Source organism: Natronomonas sp. (assembly GCF_036625485.1).
Taxonomy (GTDB): Archaea; Halobacteriota; Halobacteria; order Halobacteriales; family Haloarculaceae; genus Natronomonas.
The window spans coordinates 1-13,226 of record NZ_JAZKTR010000067.1; the positions used below are offsets into that span (position 1 = coordinate 1).

Annotated in this window: 16 protein-coding genes and 1 pseudogene; 6 read left to right on the plus strand and 11 right to left on the minus strand. The window is 64.6% G+C overall.

Annotation, left to right across the window (positions count from 1 at the left end; translation table 11 throughout):
- A pseudogene (locus V5A53_RS08180) lies at window positions 1-546 on the minus strand (IS200/IS605 family transposon protein TnpB); the annotation flags it as partial.
- Between the two features lie 53 nt (window positions 547-599).
- On the opposite strand from V5A53_RS08180, the gene V5A53_RS08185 reads away from it, so the two are divergent.
- Window positions 600-737: a hypothetical protein gene (locus V5A53_RS08185; protein WP_317650669.1), complete on the plus strand. Its 138-nt coding sequence runs from the start codon at window positions 600-602 to the stop codon at window positions 735-737.
- 159 nt (window positions 738-896) lie between these two features.
- The gene (locus V5A53_RS08190; protein WP_332313106.1) at window positions 897-2,435 is read left to right on the plus strand and encodes an ATP-binding response regulator; all 1,539 of its coding nucleotides are present in this window, start codon (window positions 897-899) and stop codon (window positions 2,433-2,435) included.
- Window positions 2,436-2,447: 12 nt separating this feature from the next.
- On the opposite strand, the gene tmk is transcribed toward V5A53_RS08190, so the two are convergent.
- Window positions 2,448-3,038 (minus strand): dTMP kinase, encoded by a 591-nt coding sequence (gene tmk, locus V5A53_RS08195; RefSeq protein WP_332313107.1) that lies wholly within the window; start codon window positions 3,036-3,038, stop codon window positions 2,448-2,450.
- A gap of 125 nt (window positions 3,039-3,163) precedes the next feature.
- Here tmk and purS point away from each other — a divergent pair, with 125 nt between their 5' ends.
- Complete coding sequence (gene purS, locus V5A53_RS08200) at window positions 3,164-3,415, plus strand: phosphoribosylformylglycinamidine synthase subunit PurS (RefSeq protein ID WP_332313108.1); 252 nt, start codon at window positions 3,164-3,166, stop codon at window positions 3,413-3,415.
- Window positions 3,415-4,089: a phosphoribosylformylglycinamidine synthase I gene (purQ, locus tag V5A53_RS08205; RefSeq protein WP_332313109.1), complete on the plus strand. Its 675-nt coding sequence runs from the start codon at window positions 3,415-3,417 to the stop codon at window positions 4,087-4,089. Before purS ends, purQ begins: the two co-directional genes overlap by 1 nt.
- A gap of 45 nt (window positions 4,090-4,134) precedes the next feature.
- On the opposite strand, the gene V5A53_RS08210 is transcribed toward purQ, so the two are convergent.
- Together V5A53_RS08210 and V5A53_RS08215 are read right to left on the minus strand one after the other, a co-directional pair.
- Entirely contained in the window at window positions 4,135-5,217 is a 1,083-nt protein-coding gene (locus V5A53_RS08210) for an archaeosine biosynthesis radical SAM protein RaSEA (RefSeq protein ID WP_332313110.1), read from the minus strand.
- A gap of 58 nt (window positions 5,218-5,275) precedes the next feature.
- Complete coding sequence (locus V5A53_RS08215; protein ID WP_332313111.1) at window positions 5,276-5,665, minus strand: hypothetical protein; 390 nt, start codon at window positions 5,663-5,665, stop codon at window positions 5,276-5,278.
- A gap of 227 nt (window positions 5,666-5,892) precedes the next feature.
- On the opposite strand from V5A53_RS08215, the gene V5A53_RS08220 reads away from it, so the two are divergent.
- Both V5A53_RS08220 and V5A53_RS08225 read left to right on the plus strand, forming a co-directional pair.
- Window positions 5,893-7,833 carry an aldehyde ferredoxin oxidoreductase family protein gene (locus V5A53_RS08220; RefSeq protein ID WP_332313112.1) on the plus strand — a complete coding sequence of 647 codons (1,941 nt, stop codon included), beginning with the start codon at window positions 5,893-5,895 and terminating at the stop codon, window positions 7,831-7,833.
- A 380-nt stretch (window positions 7,834-8,213) separates the two neighbouring features.
- A complete protein-coding gene (locus V5A53_RS08225) occupies window positions 8,214-8,606 on the plus strand; it encodes a permease (RefSeq protein WP_332313113.1) in 393 nt (130 codons plus the stop codon).
- Window positions 8,607-8,721: 115 nt separating this feature from the next.
- Here V5A53_RS08225 and V5A53_RS08230 read toward each other — a convergent pair whose 3' ends face one another.
- The 7 genes from V5A53_RS08230 to arcS all read right to left on the minus strand — a co-directional run bounded on the left by V5A53_RS08230 (window position 8,722) and on the right by arcS (window position 12,997).
- Window positions 8,722-9,318: a GNAT family N-acetyltransferase gene (locus V5A53_RS08230; RefSeq protein ID WP_332313114.1), complete on the minus strand. Its 597-nt coding sequence runs from the start codon at window positions 9,316-9,318 to the stop codon at window positions 8,722-8,724.
- A 79-nt stretch (window positions 9,319-9,397) separates the two neighbouring features.
- Window positions 9,398-9,763 (minus strand): hypothetical protein, encoded by a 366-nt coding sequence (locus V5A53_RS08235; RefSeq protein ID WP_332313115.1) that lies wholly within the window; start codon window positions 9,761-9,763, stop codon window positions 9,398-9,400.
- A gap of 1 nt (window position 9,764) precedes the next feature.
- On the minus strand, window positions 9,765-10,022 hold the full coding sequence (locus V5A53_RS08240) for a hypothetical protein (protein ID WP_332313116.1): 258 nt from the start codon (window positions 10,020-10,022) through the stop codon (window positions 9,765-9,767).
- Window positions 10,023-10,304: a ubiquitin-like small modifier protein 1 gene (locus V5A53_RS08245; RefSeq protein WP_442928623.1), complete on the minus strand. Its 282-nt coding sequence runs from the start codon at window positions 10,302-10,304 to the stop codon at window positions 10,023-10,025. It abuts the gene before it with no gap.
- Window positions 10,305-10,327: 23 nt separating this feature from the next.
- Entirely contained in the window at window positions 10,328-10,714 is a 387-nt protein-coding gene (locus tag V5A53_RS08250; protein WP_332313118.1) for a hypothetical protein, read from the minus strand.
- A 51-nt stretch (window positions 10,715-10,765) separates the two neighbouring features.
- Window positions 10,766-11,188 carry a hypothetical protein gene (locus V5A53_RS08255; RefSeq protein WP_332313119.1) on the minus strand — a complete coding sequence of 141 codons (423 nt, stop codon included), beginning with the start codon at window positions 11,186-11,188 and terminating at the stop codon, window positions 10,766-10,768.
- 54 nt (window positions 11,189-11,242) lie between these two features.
- The gene (arcS, locus tag V5A53_RS08260; protein ID WP_332313120.1) at window positions 11,243-12,997 is read right to left on the minus strand and encodes an archaeosine synthase subunit alpha; all 1,755 of its coding nucleotides are present in this window, start codon (window positions 12,995-12,997) and stop codon (window positions 11,243-11,245) included.
- Window positions 12,998-13,226: the final 229 nt, after the last annotated feature.

A 13,226-nucleotide genomic window follows, 5' to 3' on the forward strand; every position in this document is an offset into this window, starting at 1 on the left:
GACTGGCTGAAAGGCCCTGAACGATTGTGCTTGCTCGTCGTAGAACAACTCCAACCGACCCTGCTTCTCGTACTCGTTCCAATTGGGGTCGCCCCGAACTTCGAGGCGGAGGCGTTCGCGGTTTCCCAACCCATACTCGTCTTTCAGGTCTTGGCCGACGAGGATTTCGAGCCGGGAGTATTCACCCCACTCGACAGAGTACGACGTGTTTCGGATGTACGTGCGGAGTTCGCGCCCGTCCTCCGAGTTACCCCAGAAGCCGGGGGTGCCGTTGGCTTCGCCTTTCTTTTTGAGGCTGAAGAACGACTTCCATGCTTCGCGGTTCTTGCGCTCGATTTGCTGAACCGTCGAAGCCCCGAGAACACCGCCGTAGCGACCGCGATACTCGCTGATTTCCCATACGTCTCCGTCTGGGTCGGCGTAGTTCTCGCGGCGCTCGTAGTTGATTTCGTTCCAGAGAGCGGCAGAAGCGTCCAACAGCCGTCGAAGCAACTCCTCGTCCTCGTCGGACTGCGGAATCACCTCGAATGTGTTGGCTCGCTTCATCAACTACCGGTTGCATCGGAACACACATAGATATGTGGTTTGTGTGTTACCATATGGTCGAAGTTCGCATCGAGTTCGATGACGACGAACAGTACGAGCGGTTGAAAGAACTGAAGAAGCACCGTGGATTGACGTGGAAGGGGTTGCTCCTCGAAGGCGAGAAGAAAGTCAGAGAGGATACCCCAGACTAACCGTCGAACGTGGATTGTGAAGTGGAGTGTCGGATTCACGCCCGCCCTAAAGGGCGGGACTCTCTCCTTGATTCAGGTAGGTTCGGGCGACGAGCGGGCGCCGAAACTCGGCGACGGAAATCGGAGGATAGTTTTTCAGAGCGCTGTATAAGTAGATGTATGGCCGACTCCGTTCGCGTCCTCTACGTCGACGACGATCCGGCGTTCGCGGACCGCGTGTCCGCGGCGCTCCGACAGGAGGACGACCGAATCACCGTCGAGTCGGCCACGAGCGCGCGAGCGGGGCTGGAACGACTCGACGGAGAAATCGACTGCATCGTCAGTGCCTACGCGCTCCCGGAGTCGGACGGCATCGAGTTCCTCGACGCCGTTCGAAAGAGCGATCCGGACCTCCCGTTCGTTCTGTTCACCGACGCGGGCGACGAGACGGTCGCCAGCGAAGCGATAGCGGCAGGGGTGACCGACTATCTGCCGAAAGAGGGCGGAGACGGGCTTTCGGCGTTGGCGGACCGGGTCGTCGACGCCGTCGAATCCTATCGGACCGACCGGCGGAGATACGAACGCGAACTGGAAGAACAGCAGATCAAGATCCGAGCCCTCCACACGGTCGCGGCCCGGATCAACACCGCCGACAGCAGTGACACCGTCTACGAGGCGGTCGTCGAGGCCGCCGAGGCGATCTTGGATTTCGATATCACCATCGCCGACGCGGCAGTCGAAGACGTCCTCGTTCCGCGTGCCGTCTCGACGGAACTCTCCACCGACGAGTACTTCGAGGAGACGCCCATCGGCGCCGAGGACAACCTCGGCGCGGAGGCCTATCGAACCGGCGAGTCCTCGGTCATCGACGATCTTCGGGAACTCGACGTGGTCCCTGCCGACTCCGAGTTCCGGTCGGTCCTGACGGTCCCGATCGGGGACTACGGCGTCCTGCAGGCGGCCGATCATAATCCCGGCACCTTCGACGAGGGCGACCTCGAACTGGCCGAACTGCTCGTCGCCCACGCCCGAGCGCGGCTCTCCCAACTCGAAGCCAGACAGGAACTCCAGCAGCGGACCGAGGAACTCCAGCGGAAGAACGAGCGCCTCGACGAGTTCACCCGGTTCGTCAGCCACGACCTGCGGAACCCGCTGAACGTCGCGCAGGGACGGCTCGAACTCGCGGCCGAAGACTGCGACAGCGAGCACCTCAACGAGGTCGCCGCCGCCCACGAACGGATGGCGAACCTCATCGAGGACCTGCTGACGCTGGCCCGCGCGGAGAAGCCACCGACCGAGTACGAGTGGGTCGCCCTCGCGGAACTGCTCGACCGTTGTTGGCGGACCGTCGATACGAAACACGCCAGCCTCGACGTCGATATCGACAGGGGCGTCACGCTACTGGCCGACCACGACCGGCTCCGACAACTGCTGGAGAACCTCTTGCGGAATTCGGTCCAGCACGGCGGCGACGCCGTCACCATCACCGTCGGCGAACTCGACGACGGCTTCTACCTCGCCGACGACGGCGAGGGCATCCCCGAATCCGAGCGCGACAGCGTCTTCGAGTCCGGCTACACGACGGCCCGGAATGGCACCGGGTTCGGCCTGAGCATCGTCAAGAAGATCACCGAGGCCCACGGCTGGGATATCGACGTCACCGAAAGCAGCGAGGGCGGTGCGCGGTTCGAGATAACCGGCGTCGACGTGACCCGGTGAGCCGGAGCGCCGCTACAGGTCGAGCAGGTTCGTCACCGCCCGTTCGGCCGCGGCGATGACCTCTTCCGGCGACTGCGTCGCGTCGATGCGGACGAACCGCTCGGGTTCGGCCTCGATGAGCCGCTCGTAGTTCTCCTCGACCTGTCCCAGATAATCGACCGTCTCGAACTTGTTCGTCGCGCCCGCGCGCTCGGCACCGACGTGTGGCGGCACCTCGAAGTACAGCGTCGCATCGGGCGGCCGCGTGAACGGCTGGTGGATGCCGCGAACGTACTCCATCGGTCGCTTGAGAACGCCCGACAGCGTCGCGCCCTGATAGGCGTACCGCGAATCCGAATAGCGGTCCGAGACGACGACCTGCCCCTCCTCCAGCGCCGGCCGAATCACCCGCGAGAGGTGGTCGGCGTGGTCGGCGGTATATAAGAACAGCTCCGCCAGCGGGTCCGCCTCGTCGTCGCCGATGGAGCGGTTGACCGCCTCCCCGTACCACGACTCGGTCGGCTCTCGGGTGAACACCGTCTCCTCTGCGGGGAGAACGTCCTGCAACGCCTCGGCGACGGTCGACTTCCCGCTGCCGTCGAGGCCCTCCAGCGTGATGAGCATATCCGAGCGTTGTCGTCGGCGCTTAAGAGTGGCCGGGATGTTCGGCGGCCGACCGCTATATCCACGAACATGCATACCAACTAAAATACACAACCGTTTTTACGCACGAACACGCCACGTCAGGTATGCCCGCCTACACCGCGACCGTGACCGTGCGGCTGAAGCACGGCGTTCTCGACCCGGAAGCCGAGACGACCCAGCAGGCCCTCGAACGGCTGGGCTTCGACCTCGAGGACCTTCGGTCGGCCGACCGCTTCGAGGTCGACCTCGATGCCGAGGACGCCGACGCAGCCGCCGAACGCGCCACCGAGATGGCCGAACGCCTGCTCGCGAACCCGACCATCCACGACTACGACGTGGAGGTCGCCGAAGCCTGATGACGGTTGCAATAATTCGATTTGGGGGCTCCAACTGCGACCGCGACGCTCTGCGGGCGCTGGAGCATCTCGGCATCGACGCCGAGATCGTCTGGCACGAAGACGGCCTGCCGGCCGACGCTTCCGGCATCATGATTCCCGGCGGCTTCTCCTACGGCGACTACCTGCGGGCCGGCGCGATGGCCGCCCGCGCGCCGATCATGGACGAGGTTCGCGAAGCGGCCGCCGAGGGCACGCCCGTTCTCGGAGTCTGCAACGGCGCCCAGATCGGCTCCGAGAGCAGCCTGACGCCCGGCGCATTTACGACGAACAAGAGCGCCCGCTTCCAGTGTGAACCCGTCCATCTCCGCGTCGAGAACGCCGACACGCCGTGGACGGCCGCCTACGAGGAAGGAGAGGTCATCGAGGTGCCCATCGCCCACGGCGAAGGCCGCTTCGAGCTCCCCGACGACCACCTCGAAACGCTCAACGACGAGGGCCGGATCATCTTCCGCTACTGCGACGCCGACGGCAACGTCACCGACGCGGCGAACCCGAACGGCTCGAAGGAGAACGTCGCGGGCGTTCTCGGCGAATCCGACAACGTCGCGGTGCTGATGCCCCACCCCGAACGGGTGTCGCTGCCGGATATCGGACCGACGGACGGACAGGGCGTCCTCGACGGCTTCGCCTGACTGCCCGAACTACCGCAGAAGGAGAACGACTCGCGTTTTTCGAGGTTAGTTGACGAGCGGCTGGTTGTACGTCGTCTCCTCGGCCATCACGTACTCCCAGGTCGCCTCGCACTCACAGGAGACCTCGTCGAAGACAGAGGGGTCCTGCCGGAGGTCGAAGTCCTTGATGGCCGTCTGGACGAGGTCGTCGCACTCGCCGCAGTTGTGCGGGCCGCGGTCCGAGCCGTGGCCGACGGGGTCCGAGACGACGATGGCGTCGACGTCCGCGGTCGATTCCAGCACGTCGGCGACCGACCACAGCCACGGCGGCCGGTAGCCGCCGTCGTGGTAGAGTTCCTCGACCATCGTGTGCCGCTGGACGTTACAGGGGTTCATCGAGACGGTGTGACAGCCGTCGACGGCCGCACATTTCCGGACCGACCGCTTCATGTCTTCGACGGCGTCGGGTTCGGCAAGGAAGGGCGGCTTCATGAGGAGGTAGGCCTTGACGCCGGCGTCGGCAGCCGTGGCTTCCGCGCAGGCTTCCTCGAAATCCTCGAAATCGAAGTACTTGTTGACGGCGTCGTGGCGGACCCGGTCGGTCGCCGTTTCGAGGCCGACGGCGACGTCCGTCTCGATGCCTCGTGCGGTGAACTCCCGGAGTTTCTCGCGGTCGACGAAATCCGGCAGGGACTCGACGACCATCCGGTCGCGGTCCGAGAAGGCCTCGGCGATGGCATCGCGCGTCTCGGCCGGGACCTCCCGCTCGTCGAGGAACGACCCGGAGGTGTAGATCTTGATGAGGCCAGCCTTCTCGCCGTCATCGAGGTTCTCGGCCTCGTGGTCCAGACAGTACTCGATCTGGGTCATCAGGTTCTCGTGGCCGACACTGCCGCCGTCGACGCTCTCGGCGACGTAACCGCACATCGTACACCCGCCGGCGCGGGCCCACCGACAGCCACCGGTGTTGAGGATGATGGTCAGCGACTGGTAGACGCCGTCGGGGGTGTTGTCCTCGTCGAGCCAGACCCGCGTCGGTTCGGTCGGGTCGTAGGTCTCGTCGTTGCGGGCCCGGATGTCGCGCATCACCTCGTTGTGCGCGTCCATCCCTCGGCCCTGCTCGTAGGCGTCGGGACTCGGTTGACTCATTGGCGGCCCTAATATACGAGCGCGGATAGCCGTGTCGTTCCAGCCTCGACTGCCGGTCTTACCGACTGGCACCGAACACGGGCGCGGTCAGTCGCCACAACGCGGCGCCGAGAAGGGCACCCCCAGCGTTGATGACCCCGTCCAAAAGGGACATCGTCCGATAGGAAAGCGTTCCCTGCAGGAGTTCGATGAAGGCACCGTAGAGCGTCGAGAGTCCAGCCGCGAGCAGGAGCGCACGCCGGTCGGCCGACAGCCGGGCGTAGCCGATGGCCCCGGTGAACCCGGCGTAGGCGATGACGTGGAGATAGACGGTCGTACCGATACCGAACAGCGTCCGCGGGACCCCGTCGTCGACGACCGTCACCGACGAATAGAGGATGACGACCGCACAGGCGAGGACGCCAGCGTAGCGGAGCGCTCGGGGCGCGACCGGCAAGGCACGGCTCACGCTCGACGCGTGCCACGGCGGTGTATTTAAACCCCCGGTTCCGGCCGGCCCGATACTACCCTCTAGCCTCGAAGAACCAGCGGTACCTGCCGCGTTCGGACGCCGCCCTTCGTTTTCGTCCTCGTAAGGGTGTTCGGCTGGACATCGGCGATGTAACTGATTGTGGTTTCGCTACGGTGGCAACTATTACGCCAATTGCGACCCTGTATCTAGTGGGATAAGTTATCATGACAGATCTAGGTGGATTCCACGACCACGTCGCTCGCGTCGACCTCTCGGAGGGCGACGTCGCCTACGAGAGCGTGGACGACGACGACGCGCGAAAGTACATCGGGGCACGTGGCCTCGGTGTCAAGTACGTATTCGACCAGGGACCCGACGTCGACCCGCTCGGACCCGACAACCTGCTGGCCTTCATGAACGGGCCACTGACGGGAACTCAGACGACGATGAGCGGCCGCATCGCCATCTGCACGAAATCGCCGCTCACCGGCACCGTCACCGACAGCCACCACGGCGGCTGGTCCGGCGCTCGCCTGAAGTGGGCCGGCTTCGACGGCCTGCTCTTCGAGGGGAAGGCCGACAGCCCGGTCTACGCCGTCGTCGAAGACGGCGAAGTCGAACTCCGGGATGCCTCACATCTGTGGGGCTGGGGCGTCCACGACACGATGGAGGAACTCGAAGACGAGGTAGAGGGCTCGTACGGCAAGAACCTCTCGACGATGGCTATCGGCGAAGCGGGGGAGAACGGCGTCCGATTCGCCTGCATCATGAACGAGGACGACCGCGCCTCGGGCCGCGGCGGCACCGGCGCCGTCATGGGCTCGAAGAACCTCAAGGCCGTCGTCGTCAAATCCAGCACGAAGATGCCGAAACCGGCCGACTCCGAGACGTTCAAGAAGGGCCACAAGCAGGCGATGGAGGTCATTCGGGAGTCGGACGTCACCGCACCCAACGAGGGTGGCCTCTCGCTGTACGGGACGAACGTCCTCATGAACGCCACCGAGGAGATGTCCGGACTCCCGGCGCGGAACGCGAAATACACCTCGACGGGAGACGCCCGCAACGACGGCTTCGGCGGCGACGATTACGACTCCGAGAAGGTCTCCGGGGAGAACGTCCGCGAGAACATCCTCGTCGACGAACCGACCTGCCACTCCTGTCCGGTCGCCTGCAAGAAGGAGGTCGAAGTCGACGTGATGCACAAAGGCGAGGAGATGAACGTCCGCACCGAATCCTACGAGTACGAATCGGCGTGGGCGCTCGGGCCGAACTCCGGCCACACGGAGCGCGACGAGATCGCGCTCATGCTCCAGCGCTGTAACGACCACGGCATCGACACCATCGACGGCGGGAACATGATGGCGATGGCGATGGAGATGACCGAGGAGGGCAAACTCGACGGCCTCGGCGACGGCATCGAATGGGGCGACACCGAGGAGATGGTCGAGATGCTCACCAAAATCGCCAACCGCGAGACCGAACTCGCCGACCACCTCGCGGAAGGCCCCGACCGCTTCGCCGACGAGTTCGACGGTCACGACAACTCCCTGGCCGTCAAAGGTCAGACGATGGCCGCCTACGACCCCCGGTGTATGAAGGGCATGGGCATCGCCTACGCCACGTCGAACCGTGGGGCCTGCCACCTGCGGGCCTACACGCCCTCCGCCGAGATCCTCGGCCTTCCCGAGAAGGTCGACCCCGTCGAATGGAAGGGCAAGGCGGAACTGTCCATCACGTTCCAGGACATGCACGCCATCAGCGACTCCTTCGACATCTGCAAGTTCAACGCCTTCGCCGAGGGCATCGAGGAGTACGTCCTTCAGTACAACGGCATGACCGGTCGTGACGTCAGCGAGGAGGAACTCCTGAAGGCGGGCGAGCGCATCTGGAACCTCGAACGCTACTACAACAACCTCGTCGGCTTCGACGGTGCCGACGACTCCCTGCCGGGCCGCTTCGTCGAAGGCCACGAGAACGCCGTCCCCGGACAGGGCGGCGTCGAAGGCAGCCTGGTCGAACTCGACCAGATGAAAGAGGCCTACTACGAGCACCGCGGCTGGGTCGACGGCGTCGTCACCGACGAGAAACTCGACGAACTCGACATCAACGTCGGGCCGGGCACCGGCGTGAGTGCTGGCGACTCGGCGGCGCCGGCTGACGACTAGCCACTTTTTGCACGCTCGGGCGCCTCCGGCGCCCTCGCGGCAAAAACGTGGGGAAAAATAGCGCGTGCTCCTTCGGCGGCGCTTCGCGCCGCCTCAGTCCGCGCGCGCTACCGAGCGCTCCCTTTGGTCGCACTCGGAGAACCGCCTCGGGGGCCTTCTTCGAAGGCCCCACTCGGCGGATGCTAGCTACCTATTTTTGTGGATTCGTCTCGGTTGCGTGGGGGCGGTCCAGTTATCAGTAGGTGGTGTGGTTGCTTTATCGAGAAACCGGGATTAATCGTCGGTGGAAATCGGCGCGCAGACTGACCGTACGAGGGGTGTAGTCCCGATTCTTGAGACGTACCGGCTATTGTATTATACTGAGAGCGCGTCTATTAGGTATGAACGCTCGAACCATTCTCTCGGCGGTCGGGGCCGCTATTACCACCTTCTTGCTTGTCGGCGCTATGACGATGACGCTGCTCGGTGGTGGGGAGGCCCCGGCGGTCGGCATCATCGGCGTCTTCGTCGGCTTGATCGCCGGCTTGCTGGCAGGCGTACTCGTCAGCACCTACGCCGGCCGCCTATCGGGACTCCCCGCCGCGGCCGTCGTCGGCTATGCGGCCTTCGGTATCACGTTCATCGCGATAGCGGGACTGCGATACGTAAACGTCCCCGGTGCCGATGACGTGTTCACCTTCCCCGTTCACGTGGGAATCAGCATCGCGGTCGCTGTCATCCTCACCCTGTCGGCCGCACGCGGGCGTCTCCCAGAACGGCCTTCGGACGTCTGAGGGTGCTTTTGAACGCGAATCGCCGTCCCCCGACTTGGGGCCGGTGATTCACGGTCGTCGCCCCAATGGAACCGCGGAACGTGTTTTCTGATAGATAATCGAACTTTGCTACCGTCTACTGCTTTGTCGCTTTCATGTACTGCTCTCGCGTGACCGTGTAGCGCCGCAGGTCACGAATCTCGTCGTCCTTGACGACCCAGTTCCTGAGCAGGCCGTCGTACTGGCCGCCGTGGGCCTCGACATACTTCTCGACGGCTCGCTGTGACTGCTCGTTGCCGGGCTGGTGGGCCACGCTGACGAGTTCGAGATCCAGTGTCTCGAAGGCCAGTTCCATCAGCGCGGCGGCGCGCTCGCCGGAGTAGCCGCGGCCCCAGAAGGGTTTGCGGAGCCAGATACCGGGGCCACCGGTTTTGCGGTCCCACGCGAAGCGCATGTTCGTCAGGCCGGCGAACTCGCCGGCGTTAGCTTCGCCCTCTCGGGGATAGACGATGTAGGTGGCCTGCTTGCGACTCTCCCACTCGTCTTCGACTTCGTCGAGGTAGTCGTCGGTCTCCTTGACGGTCCGGTGGGGGTCCCACATCACGTGCTCGCTGATTTCGTCCATGTGCGGGGCGTCGACCCGCATGTGCTCGTAGAGGTCGATCGCCGAGATGTTCTCCCGACAGCACCGAACGAGTCGGAGTCTGTCGGTCTCGATTTCGCTCGGGAACATACTCGCTCATGCGATGGCTCCCGCATGAGCGTTGTCGTGGTATGGGACGGATTCACAGAAATACGAGGGCGCCGACGCGTCAGCCCGAACCCTTGCCGATGACGACCGCCTCTCGCAGTCCGAGCGCGCTTTCGAACTCCGCGCGACGGTCGAGTTCGCCGCCGAGTTGCTTGAGATGCTCGGCGTGGGTACGCCGCAGTGCCTGCCACTCGCGATCGTCGAGGTCCATCTCCTCTCCGATTTCGGCCCAGTGGCCCTCCTCGGCGAGGAAGACGGCCTCGTTTTCGTCCTCGTAGACGCATTCGTAGGTACGGCCGTACTCCGGCAGACGGGGTTCGAGAAATACCTGCGCGCGGTCCGCGAGGTCCGGAAGCCGCTCGCCGGAGACGGAGCCCTTCGCCGCACCGAGTATCAGCGCGTTCCCCTTCAGCGGCCCGCCAGCCATCTCAGCCCCCGGCGCGAATCGCCTTCTGGGCGAAGTTCTCGATGAGCGGTTCGAGGACCTCAGCGTCGCCCTCGAACTCGACGGTGACCTCGTTCAACCTGATGGCTCCGACGGGGTTGACCTTCCGCTCGTCGAGGGACGCACTCCAGCCGTCGCCCTCGACGCGGTTACTGCCGTCGAGGGCCTTGCCACCGAGGTTTTCGAGGTACTGGACGGCAAGTCGCTTGGAGATGCCACGAAACTCGCGTGTCGCTTGCATCTATCCACCGGCCACCGGTGGGAATACGCTGACCCGGTCGCCGTCGTCGAGTTCTGTTTCGGTACCCTCCAGATGGACGACCTCTCGGCCGTTCTTGAGGACGGTCAGTTGCGGTTTGATGTCGCCCTCGTCGTCGAGCAACTCCCCGACGAGTTCCGGGTATTCGTCCTCGATGGCCCACAGGACATCACCGATGTTCGCGCCCTCGTCGACCTCCCAGTTGACGGTTTTCTGACCGACCGCCGCCCGGAACGTCGCGAAGAACCGCAACTCCAGTTCCATGGTCTCCTCTTGGTCCGCGTCCGTCATAAATCGGAGAGTCGCACGCCGTCCTCGACGAGGCGGGCGTTACGCTCGCGGTCCAGTTGCGCGGCGAGCCAATCGTGTTCGTACAGTTGAGCGATGAGGTCGGCATACAGGTTCCGCCACGCGATGGCGAAGATGGGCGACTGTCCCCACGCGCGCAATTCGGGGACGAACTCGTCGTACTTCTCGCCGCGTGCCTCGAAATGTTCGATGACGTCGAGGACGGCACTCGCGGCCTCAGTGTCGTCCTCGGCGTCTTCGAGTACGGTGTTCAGACGCTGGTTGTACCCCTTGACGGCACGCTGCATGTCCTGTGCTGCGCCGCCGTCGTCTTCGGGAAGCGACTCCAGAAGCGGTCCGGGGACGCCCAACTCGATTTCGTCCATGGGTGATACTGGCGCTACCCGACCAAAAAGGTGGCCGGCGATGGCGCGGCGTCAGCGATTCCGGGGCCCCATCGAGAGGGCGTAGCCACCGAGGACCAACAGGCCGAACATGAGCGCGTCGAGTATCGAATACGCGCCGACGACGAACACTTCCAGATAGGCCGCCTCGGTGATCAGCGTGGTATGCGGGAGCGACCAGAGGACGGCGTTGCCGACGAGGACGCCGAGAAACGCCGCGATGGCGCCGACGCCGAGTACCGACGGCGGGTCGTCGTTCGCGGTCGAGCCGTAGGCGTAACCGACAGCGGCGAAGCCGACGACGGCGAGGGTCGGCCACACGAGTCGTGACGCCATCGACAGCGTCACCACATCGAGCGCATCTCTGACGACGCGAAAGGCCGGAAGCGATCGCAACGGAACCACGACGGCGGCGATACAGAAAGTCGGGACTGCGAGGAGGGCAGGGCGGTCCATACGCTCCAGTTCAGCTGAATCCCTGAAAAAGGCTACTGCCCATCGAAGCAACCGCTATCGCTCTTCGCAGTGCCGCACGTCGACGGCCGCGCCGCGGGTCGACTCGACCATCGCCCGGCCGTGGCAACTCGCCCGGCCGACGCCGAACGCCTTCGGCCCCTCGAAGAGCACCTCGTCGCCCGGCCGAATCGACGCGTCAGCGTCGAGAACGCCCGGCGCGAGGACGCTCCCGCTCGGGACGAAACCGTCGATCTGGACGGTCTTGGTCGGCGCATCGCTTTCCCGCCACGCGCGAGCGCCGGCGCCGGTCAGCGACAGCGTACCGTACTGAGCGACCTGCGTCGCCAGCAGTTCGCCATCGCCGTCGCGAACGCGGAGTTTCGGATATCGACCCTCCGTCGAGATGTTCTCGCCAAAGACCTCGTCGCCCGCACCCTCGCCGAACTGGTAGTCGGCGATGGCCCGGACGATCGAGTGCTCGCGCTCGCTTTTATAATAGCTCTCCTCGCCCTGCAGGGCTTTCGCGAGATTGCCGAGTGATTCCGTCGTCGTCGGGTGGTCTTCGACGGTGTACTCGAATTCGATACCGAGCGACTCCTCGACGCGCTCGCAGATCTCGCGGTAGCCTTCGCCCGGCACGTGGGCGATATGACGGTCGTAGTCGGCGCGTTCGAGGTAGCGTTCCAGCACCGCGGCGACGAACTCTATCTCGGTCGCGGTCCACTCGCCGGTCACCACGCTGTCGTAGTGCTGGGCGGGATATGTCGTCTCCAGTTCGCTCGGGACGACGCCGATGGGCGAGGTCATCGAGACGACGTGGCCCCGATACTGGATGGCGTCCATGAACTGGCGGTGGCTCTGGGAGTCACTGTAGGGCTTCCGCGCCGAACACGGAACGAGAACGAGCGGGCCCTTCAATCGGCGCTGATACCGACTGGTCACCCGGTCGGCGAACCGCTGAATCTCGGCACGTCGGATGCTGTCGTCCGTGGCCGCCAGCAGTTCGTTGCGGCGGAAGACCGGTGTCCGTTCCTCGACGTAGCCGTACTGCTGGTCGAGTCGGCGGAATGTCGCCGTCAGCCACGCCTCGTGGCGGGCCTGGCCTTCGATGTAATCCCGGAGGCGGCCCTCGGAGATTCGGTGGCGAACGCGGGCCATTTCCGCGCGGAGGGCGTTGGCGTTGTGCTCGGCACAATCTGCCCGGGAGAACTCCGAGACCGGTTGTTGGCAGGCTTCACAGGCACACGGCAGTTCGTCGAGGTCTTCGAGGAACTCCTCGCCGTCCGTCGTCAGATAGAAGCCGTCCAGCCCGCGCGTCCGGGCGCGAGTTTCGTCCAGCAAGTCGACGCCGGCGTAGACAAGCGTCGCCGCATTTGCGGGCGTCGCGACACCCGAAAGATAGAGCGCGGTGTCGTCGGGGATGGCCTCTTTCGTCTCCAGGAGGGCTTCCACGAACGCCTCGGCGTGGCCCGCATAGCCCGGCGCGCCGGCCAGCACGTAGGCGTCGGCGCCGTAATCGTCGGCCGTACCCGGCGAGACGACCGCCGCGCTGGGGAAGTCGACGTCCGGGTAGTCCACGGCGAAGGCCTCCTCGACCGGTTCCTCGGTGCCCGGCGGGAACGCCCGGTGGGGCAGTACCGTCAGCGTCGATTCGTCGCCGTCCGGCATCTCCGGGGCTTCGTGCCAGCGACTGCCTGCGTCTTCGACGATATCGTCGACCAGCGCCGGCGTCGACACCGGCTCAGAGAGGCGCAACTCGCCCCGACGAGCGGCGGCGTCGCGCGCATGAACTTCGAAATAGTCGGTCATGGCTGTTTTTCGTCGGGCAGTCCGTAATTGTTCATCGATTCGAGGTGGGGTTCCCGGGTCGGTTCGCTTCGACGAAACACTGATTTCGGACGGGCTACCCTACGCCACCTGTTCGCTGTTCTGGAACGTGACGGTCCGGTCGTCCGTCTCGACGGTCGTGAGGATGGTGATCCAGCCGTCCTGTTGTTCGATCTGCCGTGCCTCGTTCAGCGAGAGGTCGACGCGATCA

Excerpts from the sequence above, each read along its gene's own strand:
- purS (WP_332313108.1), top strand. The coding sequence starts at position 3,164 with ATGCCCGCCTACACCGCGACCGTGACCGTGCGGCTGAAGCACGGCGTT.
- V5A53_RS08230 (WP_332313114.1), bottom strand. The coding sequence starts at position 9,318 with ATGTTCCCGAGCGAAATCGAGACCGACAGACTCCGACTCGTTCGGTGC.
- V5A53_RS08235 (WP_332313115.1), bottom strand. The coding sequence starts at position 9,763 with ATGGCTGGCGGGCCGCTGAAGGGGAACGCGCTGATACTCGGTGCGGCG.
- V5A53_RS08250 (WP_332313118.1), bottom strand. The coding sequence starts at position 10,714 with ATGGACGAAATCGAGTTGGGCGTCCCCGGACCGCTTCTGGAGTCGCTT.
- V5A53_RS08240 (WP_332313116.1), bottom strand. The coding sequence starts at position 10,022 with ATGCAAGCGACACGCGAGTTTCGTGGCATCTCCAAGCGACTTGCCGTC.
- arcS (WP_332313120.1), bottom strand. The coding sequence starts at position 12,997 with ATGACCGACTATTTCGAAGTTCATGCGCGCGACGCCGCCGCTCGTCGG.
- V5A53_RS08185 (WP_317650669.1), top strand. The coding sequence starts at position 600 with ATGGTCGAAGTTCGCATCGAGTTCGATGACGACGAACAGTACGAGCGG.
- tmk (WP_332313107.1), bottom strand. The coding sequence starts at position 3,038 with ATGCTCATCACGCTGGAGGGCCTCGACGGCAGCGGGAAGTCGACCGTC.
- V5A53_RS08255 (WP_332313119.1), bottom strand. The coding sequence starts at position 11,188 with ATGGACCGCCCTGCCCTCCTCGCAGTCCCGACTTTCTGTATCGCCGCC.
- purQ (WP_332313109.1), top strand. The coding sequence starts at position 3,415 with ATGACGGTTGCAATAATTCGATTTGGGGGCTCCAACTGCGACCGCGAC.
- V5A53_RS08245 (WP_442928623.1), bottom strand. The coding sequence starts at position 10,304 with ATGGAACTGGAGTTGCGGTTCTTCGCGACGTTCCGGGCGGCGGTCGGT.
- V5A53_RS08220 (WP_332313112.1), top strand. The coding sequence starts at position 5,893 with ATGACAGATCTAGGTGGATTCCACGACCACGTCGCTCGCGTCGACCTC.
- V5A53_RS08190 (WP_332313106.1), top strand. The coding sequence starts at position 897 with ATGGCCGACTCCGTTCGCGTCCTCTACGTCGACGACGATCCGGCGTTC.
- V5A53_RS08210 (WP_332313110.1), bottom strand. The coding sequence starts at position 5,217 with ATGAGTCAACCGAGTCCCGACGCCTACGAGCAGGGCCGAGGGATGGAC.
- V5A53_RS08225 (WP_332313113.1), top strand. The coding sequence starts at position 8,214 with ATGAACGCTCGAACCATTCTCTCGGCGGTCGGGGCCGCTATTACCACC.